The 16,811-nt window shown below is 58.9% G+C and carries 15 protein-coding genes; 5 read left to right on the top strand and 10 right to left on the bottom strand.

Annotated elements, in window-relative coordinates; genetic code table 11:
• Positions 1-14: 14 nt before the first annotated feature.
• Genes MB02_RS10350 through MB02_RS10335 form a run of 4 tightly spaced genes read right to left on the bottom strand, consistent with a single transcriptional unit; the run spans position 15 to position 3,509 of the window.
• Positions 15-944, bottom strand: a complete 930-nt coding sequence (locus MB02_RS10350; protein ID WP_067536711.1) for a polysaccharide deacetylase family protein — start codon at positions 942-944, stop codon at positions 15-17.
• A complete protein-coding gene (locus tag MB02_RS10345) occupies positions 941-1,876 on the bottom strand; it encodes a polysaccharide deacetylase family protein (protein WP_067536709.1) in 936 nt (311 codons plus the stop codon). The genes MB02_RS10350 and MB02_RS10345 overlap by 4 nt, the downstream gene beginning before the upstream one ends.
• On the bottom strand, positions 1,876-2,556 hold the full coding sequence (locus MB02_RS10340) for an isochorismatase family protein (protein WP_170304695.1): 681 nt from the start codon (positions 2,554-2,556) through the stop codon (positions 1,876-1,878). The genes MB02_RS10345 and MB02_RS10340 overlap by 1 nt, the downstream gene beginning before the upstream one ends.
• Complete coding sequence (locus MB02_RS10335) at positions 2,553-3,509, bottom strand: hydroxymethylglutaryl-CoA lyase (protein ID WP_067537310.1); 957 nt, start codon at positions 3,507-3,509, stop codon at positions 2,553-2,555. The genes MB02_RS10340 and MB02_RS10335 overlap by 4 nt, the downstream gene beginning before the upstream one ends.
• A gap of 93 nt (positions 3,510-3,602) precedes the next feature.
• Here MB02_RS10335 and MB02_RS10330 point away from each other — a divergent pair, with 93 nt between their 5' ends.
• The 3 genes from MB02_RS10330 to leuD are packed head-to-tail and all read left to right on the top strand — an operon-like array spanning position 3,603 to position 6,786.
• Complete coding sequence (locus MB02_RS10330; protein ID WP_067537307.1) at positions 3,603-4,748, top strand: CaiB/BaiF CoA transferase family protein; 1,146 nt, start codon at positions 3,603-3,605, stop codon at positions 4,746-4,748.
• Positions 4,745-6,151: a 3-isopropylmalate dehydratase large subunit gene (locus tag MB02_RS10325; RefSeq protein WP_067536706.1), complete on the top strand. Its 1,407-nt coding sequence runs from the start codon at positions 4,745-4,747 to the stop codon at positions 6,149-6,151. The genes MB02_RS10330 and MB02_RS10325 overlap by 4 nt, the downstream gene beginning before the upstream one ends.
• Positions 6,151-6,786, top strand: coding sequence for a 3-isopropylmalate dehydratase small subunit (gene leuD, locus MB02_RS10320; protein ID WP_067536702.1), 636 nt, complete (start codon positions 6,151-6,153; stop codon positions 6,784-6,786). The genes MB02_RS10325 and leuD overlap by 1 nt, the downstream gene beginning before the upstream one ends.
• Before the next feature lie 154 nt (positions 6,787-6,940).
• On the opposite strand, the gene MB02_RS10315 is transcribed toward leuD, so the two are convergent.
• On the bottom strand, positions 6,941-8,695 hold the full coding sequence (locus MB02_RS10315) for an amidohydrolase family protein (protein WP_067536700.1): 1,755 nt from the start codon (positions 8,693-8,695) through the stop codon (positions 6,941-6,943).
• A gap of 514 nt (positions 8,696-9,209) precedes the next feature.
• On the opposite strand from MB02_RS10315, the gene MB02_RS10310 reads away from it, so the two are divergent.
• Positions 9,210-11,606: a TonB-dependent receptor gene (locus MB02_RS10310; RefSeq protein ID WP_067536697.1), complete on the top strand. Its 2,397-nt coding sequence runs from the start codon at positions 9,210-9,212 to the stop codon at positions 11,604-11,606.
• Positions 11,607-11,713: 107 nt separating this feature from the next.
• Here MB02_RS10310 and MB02_RS10305 read toward each other — a convergent pair whose 3' ends face one another.
• From MB02_RS10305 to MB02_RS10285, 5 genes are read right to left on the bottom strand one after another with little or no spacing between them, the layout of a single operon-like run.
• Positions 11,714-12,601 (bottom strand): hypothetical protein, encoded by an 888-nt coding sequence (locus MB02_RS10305; RefSeq protein WP_170304694.1) that lies wholly within the window; start codon positions 12,599-12,601, stop codon positions 11,714-11,716.
• A gap of 25 nt (positions 12,602-12,626) precedes the next feature.
• Complete coding sequence (locus MB02_RS10300; protein WP_067536691.1) at positions 12,627-12,965, bottom strand: hypothetical protein; 339 nt, start codon at positions 12,963-12,965, stop codon at positions 12,627-12,629.
• A 7-nt stretch (positions 12,966-12,972) separates the two neighbouring features.
• Positions 12,973-14,070, bottom strand: a complete 1,098-nt coding sequence (locus tag MB02_RS10295; protein ID WP_067536688.1) for a tetratricopeptide repeat protein — start codon at positions 14,068-14,070, stop codon at positions 12,973-12,975.
• Positions 14,067-14,888 (bottom strand): hypothetical protein, encoded by an 822-nt coding sequence (locus MB02_RS10290; protein WP_067536686.1) that lies wholly within the window; start codon positions 14,886-14,888, stop codon positions 14,067-14,069. Before MB02_RS10290 ends, MB02_RS10295 begins: the two co-directional genes overlap by 4 nt.
• Positions 14,885-15,328, bottom strand: a complete 444-nt coding sequence (locus tag MB02_RS10285) for a hypothetical protein (RefSeq protein ID WP_067536683.1) — start codon at positions 15,326-15,328, stop codon at positions 14,885-14,887. Before MB02_RS10285 ends, MB02_RS10290 begins: the two co-directional genes overlap by 4 nt.
• A 325-nt stretch (positions 15,329-15,653) precedes the next feature.
• Between MB02_RS10285 and MB02_RS10280 the strand changes: the two genes are divergently transcribed.
• Positions 15,654-16,808, top strand: coding sequence for an acyl-CoA dehydrogenase family protein (locus MB02_RS10280; RefSeq protein WP_067536680.1), 1,155 nt, complete (start codon positions 15,654-15,656; stop codon positions 16,806-16,808).
• Positions 16,809-16,811 lie beyond the last annotated feature (3 nt).

Raw genomic sequence — 16,811 nt, 5'->3', positions numbered from 1 at the left:
GTCGCCCATTTCCATTAGCAGATCTGGCTTTTCCAACTGTCCACGAGTTCGCCGGTCGTGGCGAACCAGGTGGCGTCGTCTCCAGCCAGACGGGCCAGCAGAGCCTCGAACGCATCCATGCGATAGGGCAGGCCCGTAATGTAGGGCGTCAGGGTGAACGGCAGAACACGTCCCGCGCCATATTGTGCTGCCTCGGCCTTCAGCCAGGCAAGTGCGTCTTCCATCTGCTGTGCGACGCTATCCATGCTTTGTTGCTGAACGGCAATCATCTGCCGATCCGACAGCTCGTGGTTGAAAGGCACGGAAACAATAGTGCCGGCTTCGGTGGCAGCGATGTAGGGCAGGTCGTCGTTTACCCAGTCGCACATGTAGTCGAAACCCTCTTCAACGAGCAGCTTCGGCGTATTCCAGCTCTGTGATCGCGCGATGGACTGCCAGCCGCGCGGGGCCTTGCCCATTGCCGCCGACAACGTGTCGCGGGCCGTGGTGATGAGCGCACGTTCCTCCTCTTCGGTGAGAGAACTCGCGATCGTGCCGTTCATGTCCGTGGAATGGGCGATAATCTCGTGCCCTGCGGCAAGAATGTCCTGGATGATCGACGGATAGCGTTCGGCAATGGCGGAATTCGCAGCCACAGTTGCCTTGACGCCTGCCTTTTCGAACGCATCGAGCAAGCGATAAAAGCCGACCCGCGTTCCGTATTCGCGCGCCGTATAATGACGATAATCGGGATAGGGAGTTACCATATGACCCGGTGCGCGGAACGGCTTGTCTTCCGGCGTGATCGGAAACCATTCCAGATTGACGAGCAAAGTGACGGCGACCGGTTTGCCGCCCGGCCACGTCACCGGCTTGCGCGATGGCATGGGGGAAGGTGTGTAGAGATTCTGGTCCATTCCCTTCCGGCGTTTGGGATAGGTCAGATAGGCTGGATCCAGGCTCATGCGGCGTCTCCCTGCTTGTAACGAGCGCAATCGGCTGCGGTGGTTTCGTATTGGCCGCTCGATAGGAAATGATCGGCAATGTCTCCGCTGCGGGTAATCCACGCGCGATCATCGGCAGCTATGTGGCGCAGGACTTCCTCGAATGGGCCGATCCGGTGGGGCTGCCCGATCAGGTAGCTGTGGAGCGGAATGCACATTACTGTGCCGCCTGACCGCTCCCCTTCGGCAGCGAGCCGTTCGTATTGCCGGATCAGGGTGTCAGCGTATTCGCGCGGTGACATGTTGTAGACGAAGAAGCCGTAGTGGTCGTTCACCTCGATGCTGTAGGGCATCGATATCAGCTTGCCGGTCTTCACATGCACCGGCGCCGGTTGATCGTCGTGATAGAGATCGCAGGTGTAGGTCATCCCATATTCTGCGATCAGGTCCAGCGTGCGTGGTGTGTGCGTCAGGGCAGGGGCGAGCCAGCCCTTGATCGTCTGGCCGGTGGCGTCGCGGACGGTGTTGATCGAATCCTCGATAATCGCGCGTTCCTGCGCCTCGTCCATGCCGTAGCTGTAGCGGGTGTTGTAGATGCCGTGGCTGAAGAATTCCCAGCCCAGTTCATTCGCATTGGCAACGACATCAGGGTGATGCTGGCACAGGGCAACGGACAGGGAGACGGAGCCTTTGAAGCCGTGCTTTTCCATGACTTCGGCCATGCGCCAATGGCCAATGCGATTGGCGTAGTCCCGGTGGCCATAAGGTACGATGTCGGGGTGCGGCTTGGTCCAGCTCTTGCGGAACGGGTTGGCCGGCGGATCGATTTCGTAGAATTCCAGATTGGGGGAAACCCATACGGCGACACTCTTGCCATCGGGCCATTCCAACCGTGGCCGATCGCGATATGGGCGAAAATCGTATAGCCCAGGGTCCTTTGCGCCTTCGTCCATTACCGCGCCTCCAGCCAGTCGATCACGGTCTGCACCGGTTCCACATCGGCATATTTCAGCTGGAGATCGGTCAGGTTCGCGAAGTGATAGCTTTCATGTTTGTCCGCGCAGGTTTCGATGGGGACAATGGTGCGATAGCCGCGGCTCAGGCTGTCCACTGCCGTGGCGCGTATGCAGCCGGAGGTCGATCCGCCGGTAATTACCAGCGTATCCACCTTGTGCCACACCAGCAGGCTTTGCAGCGGCGTTTCGAAAAAGGCCGAAGGCATCCGTTTGGTGTAAACGGCGTCCTTGTCGTAATCGATCTCGCACCGCTCGTCGAACTCATGGCGGCGGCTGCCGTATTTGATGTTCTGAAGCGAGTCGGGTGTGTCGGTGCGGGTGCCCCATACGCCCGCATCGCTGGCGTCTTTCATGTAGGCAACATGCGTCCAGATGACCGGCATGCCCTTCTCACGTGCCAGACGGGAAATCGTGTTGGCATATTCAATCTGGCGTGGGTCGGTTTCGTAGGCAGTCTTGAATTCGTCGATCCGGGTATAGGCGTTCTGGAAATCGACGTTGACGATAGCAAGCTTCTCACCAAAGCCGAATTTGGCGCGGGCGGGATTGGCCATCACTTCCTCGAATAGCTGGCGGGCGGTCTTGTCCTCCTTCACCATGTGCGTGCCAATCGTCATTCCGCAGCCTCCTTAGCTGATGTCACTGTTTCGGGCGTGAAGCCCAGCGGAAGCCCGGCATCGGGTGTGAAGCCGTAGAGCGGTTCTTCCGACAGGGCCTGTTCGATGATCTTGCGCACCTCGAGCAGCCGGGGCAGATCGATTCCGGTTTTCAGCCCCATGGCCTGAAGCATGAAGACAAGATCTTCCGTCACGATATTGCCGCTGGCGCCAGGTGCGAATGGGCACCCACCGATTCCGCCGAGTGACGAATCGACCGTGTTCAGCCCTTCTTCGAGCGCGGCAAGCACATTGGCGAGGCCGAGCCCCCGCGTATTGTGCAGGTGGATGCCTGTCAGCGCGTCTTCTCCGACGACACCTCGCACCGCCTTGATCATTTCCCTTACCGCGCGTGGATCGGCATAGCCGGTCGTATCCGACAGGCCGACTTCGTCACAACCCGCATCCATCAGCCGTTCCGCCAAGCGCAGGATCTGGGGCAAGGGAATCGCGCCTTCCAACGTGCAACCGAACACGGTCGAAAGACTGCCTTCGAAATGGGGGCGCTGATCCTCCGGCTGCTCTGCGATCAATGCGGCTATCGCGCGCGATTCCTCGATGATCTGGTCATGTGTGCGCCGCAGGTTGGCGAGGCTGTGCGACTCCGAAACGGAGAGGGGTAGAGTGATCTTGTGCGCGCCCGCCTCGATCGCGGCCTGTGCGCCGCGCAGATTCGGAACCAGAACCGCCACCGTCAGGCCGGGAATGGTGCGGGCGAAGCTAACGATCTCGCTAGTATCCGCCATTTGCGGCAAGAGCTTGGGAGGCACGAAACTGCCGACCTCGATTTCTCGAACGCCTGCAGCCGCCTCTGCCGCGATCCATGCCTTCTTCTGTTCGGTAGGCATGATCTGGCCAATGCTCTGGAGGCCATCGCGGGGGCCGACTTCGCTGACGAGAATCTCGGTATGCATCAAACCTCTTCTTGCTTTATTGTCTTATATCTATATCAAATGATCGTCGCTTGTCGAGAAGCATCGTTACGGTTGATGGAGAGTGTTGCGGATATGAGTTCACTTCCGCTTGAGGGTTTAAGGGTCGTCGAATTTTCCCACATGGTGATGGGGCCGTCCATCGGCCTGATTCTGGGGGATCTCGGGGCCGATGTTATCAAGATCGAACCCGAAGGGGGCGATCACACCCGCCGGCTGCTTGGGTCGGGCGCGGGCTATTTCCCGATGTACAATCGTAACAAGCGAAGTGTCTGCATCAATCTCAAGACGCCAGAGGGCATGGATCAGGCGCTTGAACTGGCGGATTCCGCCGATATCGTAATCGAGAACTTCCGTCCCGGAGCATTGGAGAAACTGGGCCTGGGTGCCGCGAATCTGCGTAAACGTAATCCGCGGCTTATCTTTTGCTCGGCCAAGGGCTTCCTGGCCGGACCTTATGAGCAGCGTACGGCGCTGGACGAAGTCGCCCAGATGATGGGCGGCCTCGCCTATATGACGGGCCCTCCGGGACGGCCCTTGCGCGCCGGGGCATCGGTTATCGACGTCACTGGCGGCATGTTCGGCGTTATTGGCATTCTGGCAGCGCTGGAACGGCGCCACCGGACGGGTGAGGGTGCGGAAGTGAAATGCTCCTTGTTCGAAACCACGGCATTCCTTGTCGGGCAGCATATGGCGCAGCAGGCAGTCACGGGTAAGGCCGCCGCGCCGATGCCCGCGCGCATTTCCGCTTGGGCCATTTACGATGTGTTCGACGTGGCCGATGGCGAACAGGTCTTTGTCGGTGTTGTCAGCGATAGCCAGTGGGAGCTGTTCTGTGCGGCATTCGGTCTCGACGACTTTGCGGCTGATGAAAGTCTCAAGCTGAACAACGAACGCGTTCTGGCCCGGGATCGGATCCTTCCGGTTATTCGGGAGATGTTCTCTTCCATGAAGAAGGCCGAGCTTCTCGGGAAACTGGAAGCGATCGGCTTGCCTGCCGCTCCGATCACGCGCCCGGAAGAACTTTTCGACGATCCCCATCTCAATGCGGGTGGCGGCCTCGTCGATCTCTCACTCCCGGACGGTACCCAAATGCGTCTTCCCGCGTTGCCGATCGAGATCGATGGGGAACGCGCAGGTGTGCGGCATAATCTCCCGGAACCCGGCGAACACGGAAAAGAAATTTTCGGTGGCGGTAACAGCAAGGCGGCCGATTCTTGAAACGCACGATATTCGAGAAGATATGGGAACAGCACCGGATCGAGGCTTTGCCCGGCGGTGTCGATCTCGTCCTGATCGACCGTATTCTGCTTCATGAACGGACCGGAGGCATCGCGCTTCGGCGGCTGCTCGATCGTGGCCAACCCGTCTTCGCGCCTGATCAGGCGTTTGCGGTCATGGACCATATTGTCGATACCTTTCCCGGGCGTAGCGACAAGACGCTCATGCCTACCGGCACGGAATTTATCAGGATGACGCGCGATGCCGCGCGCGAGGCGGGAATCCGTCTGTTCGACCTTGACGATCCGGCTCAGGGTATCGTCCATGTGATGTCGCCGGAGCTTGGGATCGTGTTGCCTGGCGCAACGCTCATTTGTCCTGACAGCCACACGTGTTCCCAAGGGGCCCTCGGGGCGCTGGCGTGGGGCATCGGGACAAGCGAGGCCGAACATGCCCTGGCGACTTCGGCGCTGCGCCTTCGCCGCCCGAAAACGATGAGAGTGACCGTCGATGGCACGCTGGCACCAGGCGTTACGGCAAAGGATCTGGCTCTTGCCTTGCTGGGTCGTTTCGGTGTGGGCGGTGGTTCCGGTTATGTTGTCGAATACGCCGGGGAAGCGGTGCGGGCGCTGGAGATGGAAGGCCGTTTGACGCTCTGCAATATGGGCACCGAATTCGCCGCGTTCACGGCTATCATCGCGCCTGATGGGAAGACGCTCGAGTATGTGAAAGGCCGCCGCTTCGCCCCAACGGGTGCGGAATGGGAAAAGGCCGCCGAACAGTGGCTTGCCCTGGCGAGCGATGAGGGCGCGGAATACGACGTTGAGCTTTCCTTCGATGCGGGTGATGTCGCCCCCATGATTACGTGGGGTACCAGCCCGCAACAGGTCGTGCCGATCGACGCTGCGGTTCCTGCCGTTGGCGAGGCGCCGGGGCAGGGCACTGAATCGGCACAGGCGCGGGCGCGTGAATATATGGGTCTGGACAGTGGGACCCCGCTGGCTGGCCTGCCGATAGATGCCGCTTTCATCGGGTCTTGCACCAATAGCCGGATCTCGGATCTGCGCCGTGCCGCCAGCCTGCTGCAAGGGCGCAAGGTCGCGCCGGGAATCAAGGCAATTTGCGTCCCCGGTTCGACAAGCGTCAAACGTCAGGCCGAGGCGGAAGGGCTGCACGAAGTATTTCAGGCGGCGGGTTTCGAATGGCGGGAATCCGGTTGTTCGATGTGTTTCTTCGCCGGAGGTGAGAGCTTCGGGCCACAGGATCGGGTAGTGTCGTCCACCAATCGCAATTTCGAAAGCAGGCAGGGGCCGGGTACACGCACACACCTGGCATCTCCGGAAACTGTGGCCGCATCCGCCATTGCCGGACGGATTGCCGATCCTCGGAGGATCGCATCCTGATGGAACCTTTCACCACACTCACCGCTACCGCCGCGCCGCTATTACGCGACGATATCGACACTGATGCGATCATTCCCTCACGCGAGATGCGCAGCCCATCCGGCCAGGGATTGGCCGAAGGGCTGTTTGCCGGTTGGCGTTACAAGGCGATCGGCAGCCGGGATCCAAATCCTGATTTCGTGCTCAACCAGCCAGTCTATGCCGGTGCGAGAATATTGCTGACAGGGGCCAATGTTGGCTGTGGTTCGAGCCGGGAACACGCGGTCTGGGCGCTGGCCCAATATGGCATTCGCGCTGTGATCGCGCCCTCGTTCAATCCGATTTTTCGCGGGAATTGCATTGCGAACGGTGTCGTGCCGGTTTCGTTGCCGATGGAAACCGTGAGCACTCTCGCGTCCGCACTCGAAGCGGCCGGGCAGCCGGAATTGACGGTCGATCTCGAACAACAGCTGGTCGTGTTGCCTGATGGGCAGCAATGGTCATTCGACATCGAACCGGAAGTGCGCGAGGCATTGATGCTGGGCCTCGATCCGATTGACCTGACCTTGAGATATCGTTCGCGCATTCAGGATTTCAGGGCAACTGACCATGATGCACGACCCTGGATATATTTCAGGAATGCACCGTCAGCCTAACTCAGGAATCCGCACCTTCTGCGTGGATCTGACGCAAGCAGGTGCGGATTGAACCGCTTACCCTTTGGCACAAGGGGCGGACAAAGTGCTGGGGCTATTCGACAGTAATGGCGGGGCTGCGCATACATTGCGTGAACCCCGCCATGGCCTGCAATTACTCAGCTGCCTGAGCAAATGCTTCGTGGGTTTCAAAGCCAGCGATGCGTCCGGGATAGGAGCCGGTGAAAGTGCCGCCGTCGAAAACGGGTTCGCCGTGAACCAGAGTCATCCGCATCGGTGCTGCGTCGCGGGTATAGCGATAGCCGCGACCGCCTGAACCATCAGGAACGTCGAATTCCTTGATCATCGGGCGCCGTTCGATCTCGTCGATGTTCCAGATCGCAATGTCGGCGGTCTTGCCCTCGGCGATGTGTCCGCGGTCGGTAAGGCCGAAGAAGTTCGCGAGCTTGCCGGTCAGATTGTAGATCGCCTCTTCGATAGTGAGATAATCGTTATCGCGGGCGAATGTGTTGATCATGTCGATATGGTCACCGATGCCGCACAGCATCTGTGCATGCGCACCCGAGTCGGAGATATTGCCCAATGCATGTTCATCCTTGAACAGGTCGATGATCTGTTGGAGCGATTCAATTTCCATGTTGAACCCTAGGGTCGAGCCGACCCCGTTTTCGAGGACCCAGTCGGCCAGTGCATCCGACGGATGCGCGTTGTCGCTGCGCGCGTCGATCACATCCTGGAACGTGACATCGGAACCATAGGGCCCAACGCGATACTGGCTGTCGCGCATGATGATGGATTCCGGCCGCCGGAACGATGCCTGCGGATACATGTCGTCCCACGTCTCGCGGGCCCTGGCGCGCCATTCCTCGCTCTGGAGCAGTTCGAGCTTCTTCGTGACGTTCGTTTCCTTGGCGATTTCGGCCCAGGCGAGCAGATTGTTCTGGGCGAACACCAGCGGGCTGTTGAAGTTGATCATCGTCGCTGGCGGAACATGCGTGAAGCCGGTGTAAAGCGGCCAGCCCTCTCGCTTGTAGCGCTCATGCTCGTCGATCAGCGGGCGTATTCCACGCGACATCTGGTATTTGAGGAACGGCACGCCGGCCCACTGCGTCTTGAACTTCCGGTCTTTCAGCATGGGAACCATCCGCTCCATATCTTCGACACCGGTAAAGCGCTGGAAAGTGGAGATGATGATCTCGAAGGTCTTGTCCGGAAACTCGTCCAGCACGTCGAAGAGCGCGGAAAACTCACGATCGTCAGCCAACAGTGAAGGGACCGGATTGCCTTCCGCGTCATAGTCCAGCGTGTTGCTGGAAAAGCCGATCGCCCCTGACTGGAGCGCTTCGCGCAGCATATCGCTCATCGTTGCGATCTCTTCGTCCGTGGCGGGGCGCTTGGTTGCGTCCATACCCATCGCGGCAAGGCGGAGCGCTTGATGACCGCAGAAGAATTCGAAGTTGATCGGAACTTTCAGATGGCGCTGCATGGATTCGCGATAGTCACCCCATGTCTTCCAATCCCAGGGCAATTGTGTGTGAAAAGGTTCCAGCGGGATGTCTTCGAAGAAGGAGAAGATCTTGATGGCTTCGTTTTTCGCCTCCGTGGTTTCATGAACGGGGGCAGCGCCGAAGCCGCAATTGCCGTTGATTGTCGTCGTGATCCCGTAACCCGGCAGAGGGAACATGTTGGGCATCCACCACATTGGCGCATCGTAGTGGTTATGCGTCTCAATAAATCCAGGCGTTACATAACAGTCCGTCGCATCCACGACGCGTTCGACACCCTCTCGTTCGAGGTTTTCGGCAACTTTTACGATCTTTCCGCCAGAAACTCGCACATCAGCTTTAAATGGTGCTTTGTTCTGTCCATCAATAACGTGGCCGCCCTTGATAAGTATATTGTAGCTCATATCCACCTCTCTTGAACGATATTCATATTATCAATTTCATTCCTGTTCCATGAGGAATGATGAATTCTCATCGAATTGAATTCGATGCCTTCAGCCGCTTTCCGGCCAGAATGACCCATTGCATCCGGCTCTAACGTTTCGGCTGGAAAACGCCGGGATTGGGATCGAATCCACCGGCGCAAATGTGCGCAAAGCGGATGAAAATTTGTAACGGCATCATGCGCAATCCGTATGCCCGGAAAATATACTACGAATCTTGCCGTAGTGACACATCGTACATAGCAAAATCCAAGAATTATGCAGATTATATTCCATTATCAGTGGAGTATAAATGAAATATCAAAAATATAAATAATTTACGTATATTGTACGTATATATTATAAACTAAAATACATATTTTTATATATCATAAAAGAATATCATTCATATTTTTGTACATAGATATGAAAATCCATTATTTTTAAAAATAATAGACAACGTTGAAAATTGTGGTAGGGAGAGTTTATTGTGAAGATGAAGGCGTTTGTCGCGACATTGCTTGTCAGCGGCTCAGTGATTCATTGCGGGACCGCCGCGGCGCAGACCGCGCGTAACTCTGCTCCGGCGGATAGTGCCGCTGTTGAGCAAGAGGGCCAGTCGCACAGTTCCGGCATTCAGGACATTGTCGTGACAGCGCAGCGACGGGAAGAGAGCCTGCAGCGGGTGCCGGTCGCGGTCACGGCTGTTACGTCTGAGCAGCTCGAAGACCTGCGGATCACCAACATCAGCAATCTTTCGGCCGTGGCGCCGGGCCTGCAGATCAATACACAGGGACGGCAGACCGTGCCTACGGTCAACATCCGTGGTATATCGTCGGGCAGCACGATCGTGGCGGTCGATCCGAAGATCGGCATGTATGTCGATGGCATCTATATCGGGCGTGTCGTGGGTTCGGTTTTCGACGTTGCCGATATCGAACGGGTTGAGGTCCTGCGCGGCCCGCAAGGAACCCTCTTCGGGCGTAATGCCACAGGTGGCGCCATCAGCATCGTTACCGCAGCGCCAAAGGGCGAGTTCGGCGTGCATGGTACCATGTCGGTCGGCAACTATGGCGCGAAACGCGCCAAGATCGCGGTCGACCTGCCTGCAATGGGGCCGATTTCAGCCCGCATCTCGTATCTGCACGATGAGATAAACGGCGATGTCCGCAATCTCATCGGTGGAGAGACTTTCGACATATCGAGTGCGGTGCCCGAGTTCGGCACGATCCGCATGGCGAACAAGCTCGGAGGCCGCAATGTGGATGGCGTGCTGGTCAGTCTGCGTGGCGACTTTGGCGCACTGAGGGCTGACTACCGCTTCGACTATACGGATTCCCGTTCCGTCGGGCGCGTCATGCAGAGCTATGGCGTACTTCCCGCAGACACTCTGGGTCAGATCATTTCGCCCATTATCGCCTTGCAGCCGCAATATGGCGGCATCACGAATATCTCCACGACACCGCTGGACGCCGTGGCCAATGCAACCAGTGAGGACCGCATCAAGACTCAGGGCCACAGCCTGACGCTTACCTATGATGTCAGCAATGCGTTGACGCTGAAGAGCATCTCGTCCTTCCGCAAGATGGATCAGTCCCCATCGGCCTATGACCTTGCGGGATCGGGTGGATTGCTGTTCACCAAGGCCCAGTTGCTCGGTTTGCTGACCAAAGACCCGGACGCGATCAGCGATCCTGCCAATCAGCCTGGACCGCGCGACCACTTTTTCTCGATCTTCAACGTGTATGAAAATCACCAGAAACAGTGGAGCCAGGAAGTTCAGGCAAGCGTCAAGACAGACGCATTCGACCTGATCACCGGCGCGTTCTATTTCCACGAGGAAAATCCGACCACGAACATGATCGCTTCGCTGGCGACGTTCACGGATGGCGTTTTCACGCCCGCGCTGCCCGGTTCGCCAGTGACGCGGTTGACGACTGACAACAATTCCTACGCGGCCTATGCGCAGGGCACTTATCATGTGACGCCGGAATTCGATCTGACCGGTGGCGTACGCTATTCGAAGGACAAGCGGCGGACCAACATCTTCGCCCTTTCCGGCGCGCAGGTCGGCTCGATCGGTGTCGGCGATTTCCGGGCGTCGTTCAGCCGGGTCAACTATCAGCTGATTGCCACATGGCGACCGACCGCCAAGATCACGACTTATGCAAAAGTGGGGACCGCCTATGTTTCGGGCGGAATCTACGCCGGTACACGCTTCGATCCGGAAGATCTGACCGCGTATGAAATCGGCGTGAAAAGCACGCTGCTGAACAACCGGCTGCGGGCGAATGTTGCGCTCTACTGGAACGACTACAAGGATCTGCAGACCCAGGTCTTCGCCAATGGCGTCAGCACGATTGCGAATGCCGGCAAGGCCCGCATTCGGGGTGTCGAAACCGAGCTTGAGCTGATCCCGGTCGATGGCCTGAGCATCAGCGGCAACATGAGCTACACCGATTTCCAGTACCGCCAATATATTCTTGGCGGCGTGGATGTGGCCGATATCGCCAGGCCGCCGTTCCTGTCGAAATGGACCGGTCGCGTGTCAGTGGCCTATAGCGGTGCCGATTTTACAAGCGGCGCCTATCCGATCGCCCGCATCGATGCGAACTATCGCAGCAAGGTACAGCTCGGCCCGCTGGCAGTGCTGGATCAGAATGGCGATATTGCGCCGGTCAACAAATACAACTCGGCCAAGGGCTACGTAACTGTGGATGGGCGTGTCGGTCTGGCCGGTATTCGTGCCGGAGGGGGCGAGATCAGTGTTTCGGTCTATGGCGCGAACATCTTCAACAAGGACTACACCGCCTACGGCGCCAATGTCGCACAGATGATCCGCGGCATTGAACGCGGCCGGACATATGGTCTGGAGATTTCTTTCGAGTACTGAGGATAGTGCCCTGGCGCCGGAGCTTCCGGCGCCAGGCAACACTTGTGTCGCGCAAGGCAAGGTCGCCTGGCGGCCTGATTATGTCGAAGACGTCGTGATCCGTGCGCTTATCGGCACTTCGTGATCCACGCTCCTCCCACTCCGGGCCCACCCGGATCGTAGTATTTTTCACAATGGCGGCCGAGCGAGCCGACTGGCTTGGCATTGGCTTCGCGCGCCTGCCGTGCACGGTCGGCCGCGGCCCGTTCGGCCCAGCTCCTGCTTTGGGCCGCGTTATACTTCCTCACCCGCAAGCGGCGCTGGTATTCCGCTTCTGCGATGCGGGAGGCTGGTGGGTTGTACTGCCAGTAATGATTGCCGATGATAGCCAGAATGGCCGCATCGCTGAACCGGATGACTCCCTTCGCCCCAATCTCGACGATCAGTTCGCCCAGCAATTCGCCTTCGGGGCTGTCGCCGAACGGATCTTTGCCGTTGGGATATTTGTACACGATATAGTCGGCCACTGCGGCGTGATTGCCTGTGCGCCGGACATAGTTCCGCAGATCCGCGGCTGTGAAATTCTGCGAAATCTGGGTTGATTCATTTGCGGGCGGCTGCGGTGCGGGCTGTGCAGAGCCGCCTCGTTCCTGAGCGAGCAGTTCAAGATAGATCTGCTCACAGTCGCGGGCGGTATCGAGGATGTAAGTGCGCAGTCCCGCCTGGCCGTCGCTTTTCGCCGTGTCGCTCCACAACTTCTTGATATTGGCGGCGGAGGTGTCTTCGCTGACACCCTTGTTCCGGCTTATCACGCTGTCGAGATGCTTCTGCGTAAATACGCTGTCGACCCGATAGCTCTGCTGGGCATGCTGTTCGCCCCAGTCGAGCGCAAGGCCGCATTCGTAGATGTAATCCGCCGTTTCCTGGGGATTGTCGTCTTTCCACGTATCAGCAAGCGCGATGTGCGGCGTGGCGAGCAAGGCGATGCACGCCAAGATGCGCGACCCGGTAATCATGGGCATTCTCCGGATTGTTGCGGAACTAGAGTTGCTTGTCGCATTCGCGTGCGCGGCTGATCATGCGCTTGAAGGCCCAGTCGGCACCCATCTTCTTGGCGTGGCGATTGTATTTCGCCTTGGCTTGATTCAGGTAAGGCAGTGCGTCGATCCCCGCCTTTTGCTCGACCTGGCTGAGCATCCCGAGCCATTCGTCGCCGCTGTGCTTGAGGCCGATGCCCTCCTTCTCAACGGTCTTGGTGACATAGGTACATTCCGCAGCGAAGCGGATTATCTTTTCCTCTTCGCTCTCCGCCATCGCGGGGCTGGCGCTCACGAATGGAACGGCCGATGCGGCCAACAGGATTTTCTGCAAACGAGTCATGGCATTCTCACTGGGTATTGGATGAATTGGGCGGCGATTGCGTGGCCGGGGCACATGCTTCCTGATCGCCGAAACGGCAGGCACGCTGGCGCATTACGGCAGGATCGGGCCTGTCTGAGAGGGCTTCCTCAAGCTCTGTGATACGAGCAAGGGTTGTGCAGGATTTCGCCCAACCCAGATCGCACGCATGGCGCACCAGTGCTTCCGATCGACGCTGGTCAACCGGCCCGCCGATGCCTTTTTTGTGCATCACCGCCAGCGCGAAGCAGGCCTGCGCAACTGCGCCGTCGCAGCCCGCGCGCATGAAATGGCGTCCGGCGATCAGATCGCGCGCGGCTTCCGGTCCATAAGAACGGTAAAGCCCCAGATTGGCGCAGGCGATACCGACGTTGGCGTTACAGGCCCTTTCCAACGCCCCAATCGCGCCTGCAGTGTCGGCGCCTTCCTGAGCGGGAATCAACACCGACAGCAGGGCAATACAGCCATCGGCACGTCCCTGGTCGCAGCGTGTCCCGGCGAGAGCCATGGGGTCCGCGTCATCCGGTGCGGCAGGCATCGCGGCTGCCAGCATACACCCGGGTCGACGCTCGTTTGCGCAGGCGCGTCCGGCATAAGTGCCGATCACAGCCATATCGGCCCCGCCCATCCGTTCCGCCTGCAGCAGGGCCGAAGCATCGTAACATGCCTGTCCGTCCGGTTTCTTGCGGCATTCTTCGCCCATCTGCATGAGAGCGATGGCGACGTAGCCGCTGGTTGCGTCGTTGGCGAACGAGGAATAGCGCCCCAGGGCGTAGCTGGTACGTTCGCAGGAAAAGTCACTGCCTGCGAGGCAGCCGATGGCAAGAAGCCCGGCGGCATCGACATAAGCCAGTGCATTGTCGGCCCGATCCATCTCTATCAGGCCGGCCATGGTGCAGGATGGGGCCAGTCCGAGTTCACAGGCATCGGAGAAACCGGACAGGGCGGTAGCCAGATCGCCTGCATCCTGCGCCGCGACACTGGCTTCATGCAGGGTGAAGGGATCGGCAGGAACCTCCTGTGCCATGGCGGGCAGTGGAATCAGGCCGATCAGGGCCGCCAGGATCATGGGAAGAGCGCGGATCATTGGCTGTCGGCTCCGGGTTTTGCTTCGATATAGCGAGTGGGGCCAGTCGGCGTGGTTTCGGACAGGGCGATCCGGCTGGCGATCAGCACATTGCCATCCAGCGTAAAGTCGATCTGCACGGTTCCGCCTGTGGCACAGCAATTGCCGTCACTGTCCCGCCAGACCGGCGAACTGGCATGCATTTCACGCAGATCGAGACGCGCGCTGTTATGGATGGACAAGCCTTGCGGCAGCAACGTGTTCACCTGCTCCGCCCAGTAGGACAGGTCCACGCCCTGCCATCCGTCATCGGTGTACTTGAGGACGAGATCGGCGTTACCTGCGCCGCTTCCCGCACGCACGCCGGGCACATGAATCAGGAGCAGGTTTTCGTCATCGGCAACGAGATCGGGCGGCGAGAAATATCCATCGACCTGGCTGGCGCCGATCAGCTTCACATCGTGCGTTTCCGTTTGTTCGCCCAGAACCATCATTTCCATGATCGGGCCGTCGGGAGGCGACAGCGTCATGTGTTGCCAGACGACTGTCATGGCGGTGGCTTGGATGCGCCCGGTTGCGATGACATGGCACCGAGCCTGCGTGCGATAGAAGCAGCGCGGCTCTGGCGCTGGCAGTTTATCAGGCGCGAAAGCAATGGCCTGCAATATCTCTGTGGAACTGCAATTGCCCTCGTACCGGCCATCGGGGCACACATTGGCGACCTTGAGCCGCGTTGAATTCGCATGCGCTTCTGCCGCCAGGATTTCGCCACTCGCCTGCAGTGGTATCACGGCGACAATGGCCGCCACTGCCACGCGGGTGAGGGCACTGCGGATCATTTGCGCCCCTGCCCGGGAATGCACGTTCCCAAGTTCCATGGCAGCGCTGTTTCCCGGCCGGGATCGTTCTGGATGTAGGCGGCGTAATCGCGATCGGCCTTTTCCTGCGCTGCGGCCATATCCTCGCCGCTTGCATAAGTTCGTGCGCGTTTCAGCCAGTACCGCGCAGCTTTTGCCGCCTTTCGGGGATCATTCAGAGCGGAGTGCAGGCCATTGGAAAACCCCGGCGAGGCCATGCCTGCAAGGACAAGCTCCCATCGTTGCCACAGGGCATGACACAGGAGATATTCCGAAGCCGTCTGCGGAGACAGGCCGCTGGCTTGCCCTTGCTCAAACGCGGCATTGGTTGAGGATACGGATCGCTGCGCATCCTGTGCATGAGCAGGCACGCCTGCCATGCATGCGAGCAGTGCCGCACCCAATATGCCGTTTGACCGCATTTTTAACCCCGACAATTGAAGGATCGGGCAAAGCCGTCCCTCTCGCGCTGTTCCAATGCCGCATGGGGGAGGGGCCAGCCATCCCGCACTTGGGGGATGGCCTTGCCTGCGGAAGGTATGCTCCCGTGGGAGGAGGCAATTGGCCCTGGCTGGCATTCACCGGATATGTCGGCCTTGTTGGGTGGATGACATGAAAACGGGCCGATCATCGTTTCTGTCCCATTTTCTGGAAGATTTCGTAGCCTTGCCGCTCTTCGCCTGATCCCCGAAGCATTGTGCTTTCGGGCGGGCTTGAACTCGCCCCAAACGATGATGGGGAAGAGAAATGCTGCCGATTGACGACCGGCTTCCGTATGGGGAGGAGCACCAGCTGTTTCGCGAGACAGTTCGCAAGCTGTTCGCGCGGGAGCTTCTGCCCAATCTGGATCTCTGGGAACATGCGGGAGTGGTCGATCGCAGTTTCTGGCTTGCCTGCGGGGCGGAAGGGCTGCTCTGCCCACAGGTTCCGGAGCAATATGGCGGGCTTGGGCTCGATTACAGCTATGCTGCCATTGTCAATGAAGAGCTCTGGTATGCCGGGTCGACGGCCGGGCTGCCGCTGCATACCGATGTGGCGGTCGACTATCTGATCGCTTACGGCTCGGAAGAGATGAAGCACAAATGGCTGCCGAAAATGGTGACGGGTGAGGCTATCATCGCGATTGCGATGACAGAGCCGGGTGCGGGCTCCGATTTGCAGGGAATCAAGACGACTGCCCGCCGCGACGGGGACGAATATGTTCTCAATGGTTCCAAGACCTATATTACCAACGGGCAGAATGCCGACATCGTTATCGTTGTTGCCAAGACCGATGCGACAGCCGGAGCCAAGGGCATCAGCCTGATCCTGGTTGAAGCAGACCGGCCGGGATTCGCCAGGGGGCGGAATCTCGACAAGATTGGGCAGCATTCGGCCGATACGTCGGAACTGTTTTTCGAAGGTGTCCGTGTACCGGTCGGCAATCTCATCGGTAACGAAGGAGAGGGGTTCGGTTATCTGATGAGCCAACTGCCGCAAGAGCGGCTGTGCGTTGCGATCGGTGCCCAGGCGGGGGCGCAACGTGCGTTTGACGAGGCGGTGAGCTTCGTGTTCGAGCGCAAGGCGTTCGGCAGAACTGTGGCGGATTTCCAGAATACCAAATTCGTCCTCGCGGAACTGGCGACCGAGCTGCAAGTGGGCTGGGCGCATATCGACTGGGCGCTGCAACGTCATATCGAAGGCAAGCTCGATCAATATCAGGGTGCCGCCGTGAAGCTGTGGCATACCGAGATGCAGTGGAAGATGGTCGATGCCTGCCTCCAGCTTCATGGAGGCGCCGGATACATGAACGAATATCCGATTGCGCGCCTGTGGCGCGATGCGCGGGTGCAGCGGATCTATGGCGGTACGAGCGAAATCATGAAGGTGGTGGTCGCTCGCTCGATTGCCCCGGACGCTTGAGAG

This window comes from Croceicoccus estronivorus (assembly GCF_001625325.1).
Classification (GTDB): Bacteria; Pseudomonadota; Alphaproteobacteria; order Sphingomonadales; family Sphingomonadaceae; genus Caenibius; species Caenibius estronivorus.
Note: the sequence above shows the minus strand (reverse complement) of the source record. Positions and strands in the feature narration are given on the sequence as shown.

Excerpts from the sequence above, each read along its gene's own strand:
- MB02_RS10350 (WP_067536711.1), bottom strand. The coding sequence starts at position 944 with ATGAGCCTGGATCCAGCCTATCTGACCTATCCCAAACGCCGGAAGGGA.
- MB02_RS10345 (WP_067536709.1), bottom strand. The coding sequence starts at position 1,876 with ATGGACGAAGGCGCAAAGGACCCTGGGCTATACGATTTTCGCCCATAT.
- MB02_RS10340 (WP_170304695.1), bottom strand. The coding sequence starts at position 2,556 with ATGACGATTGGCACGCACATGGTGAAGGAGGACAAGACCGCCCGCCAG.
- MB02_RS10335 (WP_067537310.1), bottom strand. The coding sequence starts at position 3,509 with ATGCATACCGAGATTCTCGTCAGCGAAGTCGGCCCCCGCGATGGCCTC.
- MB02_RS10330 (WP_067537307.1), top strand. The coding sequence starts at position 3,603 with ATGAGTTCACTTCCGCTTGAGGGTTTAAGGGTCGTCGAATTTTCCCAC.
- leuD (WP_067536702.1), top strand. The coding sequence starts at position 6,151 with ATGGAACCTTTCACCACACTCACCGCTACCGCCGCGCCGCTATTACGC.
- MB02_RS10315 (WP_067536700.1), bottom strand. The coding sequence starts at position 8,695 with ATGAGCTACAATATACTTATCAAGGGCGGCCACGTTATTGATGGACAG.
- MB02_RS10310 (WP_067536697.1), top strand. The coding sequence starts at position 9,210 with ATGAAGGCGTTTGTCGCGACATTGCTTGTCAGCGGCTCAGTGATTCAT.
- MB02_RS10305 (WP_170304694.1), bottom strand. The coding sequence starts at position 12,601 with ATGATTACCGGGTCGCGCATCTTGGCGTGCATCGCCTTGCTCGCCACG.
- MB02_RS10300 (WP_067536691.1), bottom strand. The coding sequence starts at position 12,965 with ATGACTCGTTTGCAGAAAATCCTGTTGGCCGCATCGGCCGTTCCATTC.
- MB02_RS10295 (WP_067536688.1), bottom strand. The coding sequence starts at position 14,070 with ATGATCCGCGCTCTTCCCATGATCCTGGCGGCCCTGATCGGCCTGATT.
- MB02_RS10290 (WP_067536686.1), bottom strand. The coding sequence starts at position 14,888 with ATGATCCGCAGTGCCCTCACCCGCGTGGCAGTGGCGGCCATTGTCGCC.
- MB02_RS10285 (WP_067536683.1), bottom strand. The coding sequence starts at position 15,328 with ATGCGGTCAAACGGCATATTGGGTGCGGCACTGCTCGCATGCATGGCA.
- MB02_RS10280 (WP_067536680.1), top strand. The coding sequence starts at position 15,654 with ATGCTGCCGATTGACGACCGGCTTCCGTATGGGGAGGAGCACCAGCTG.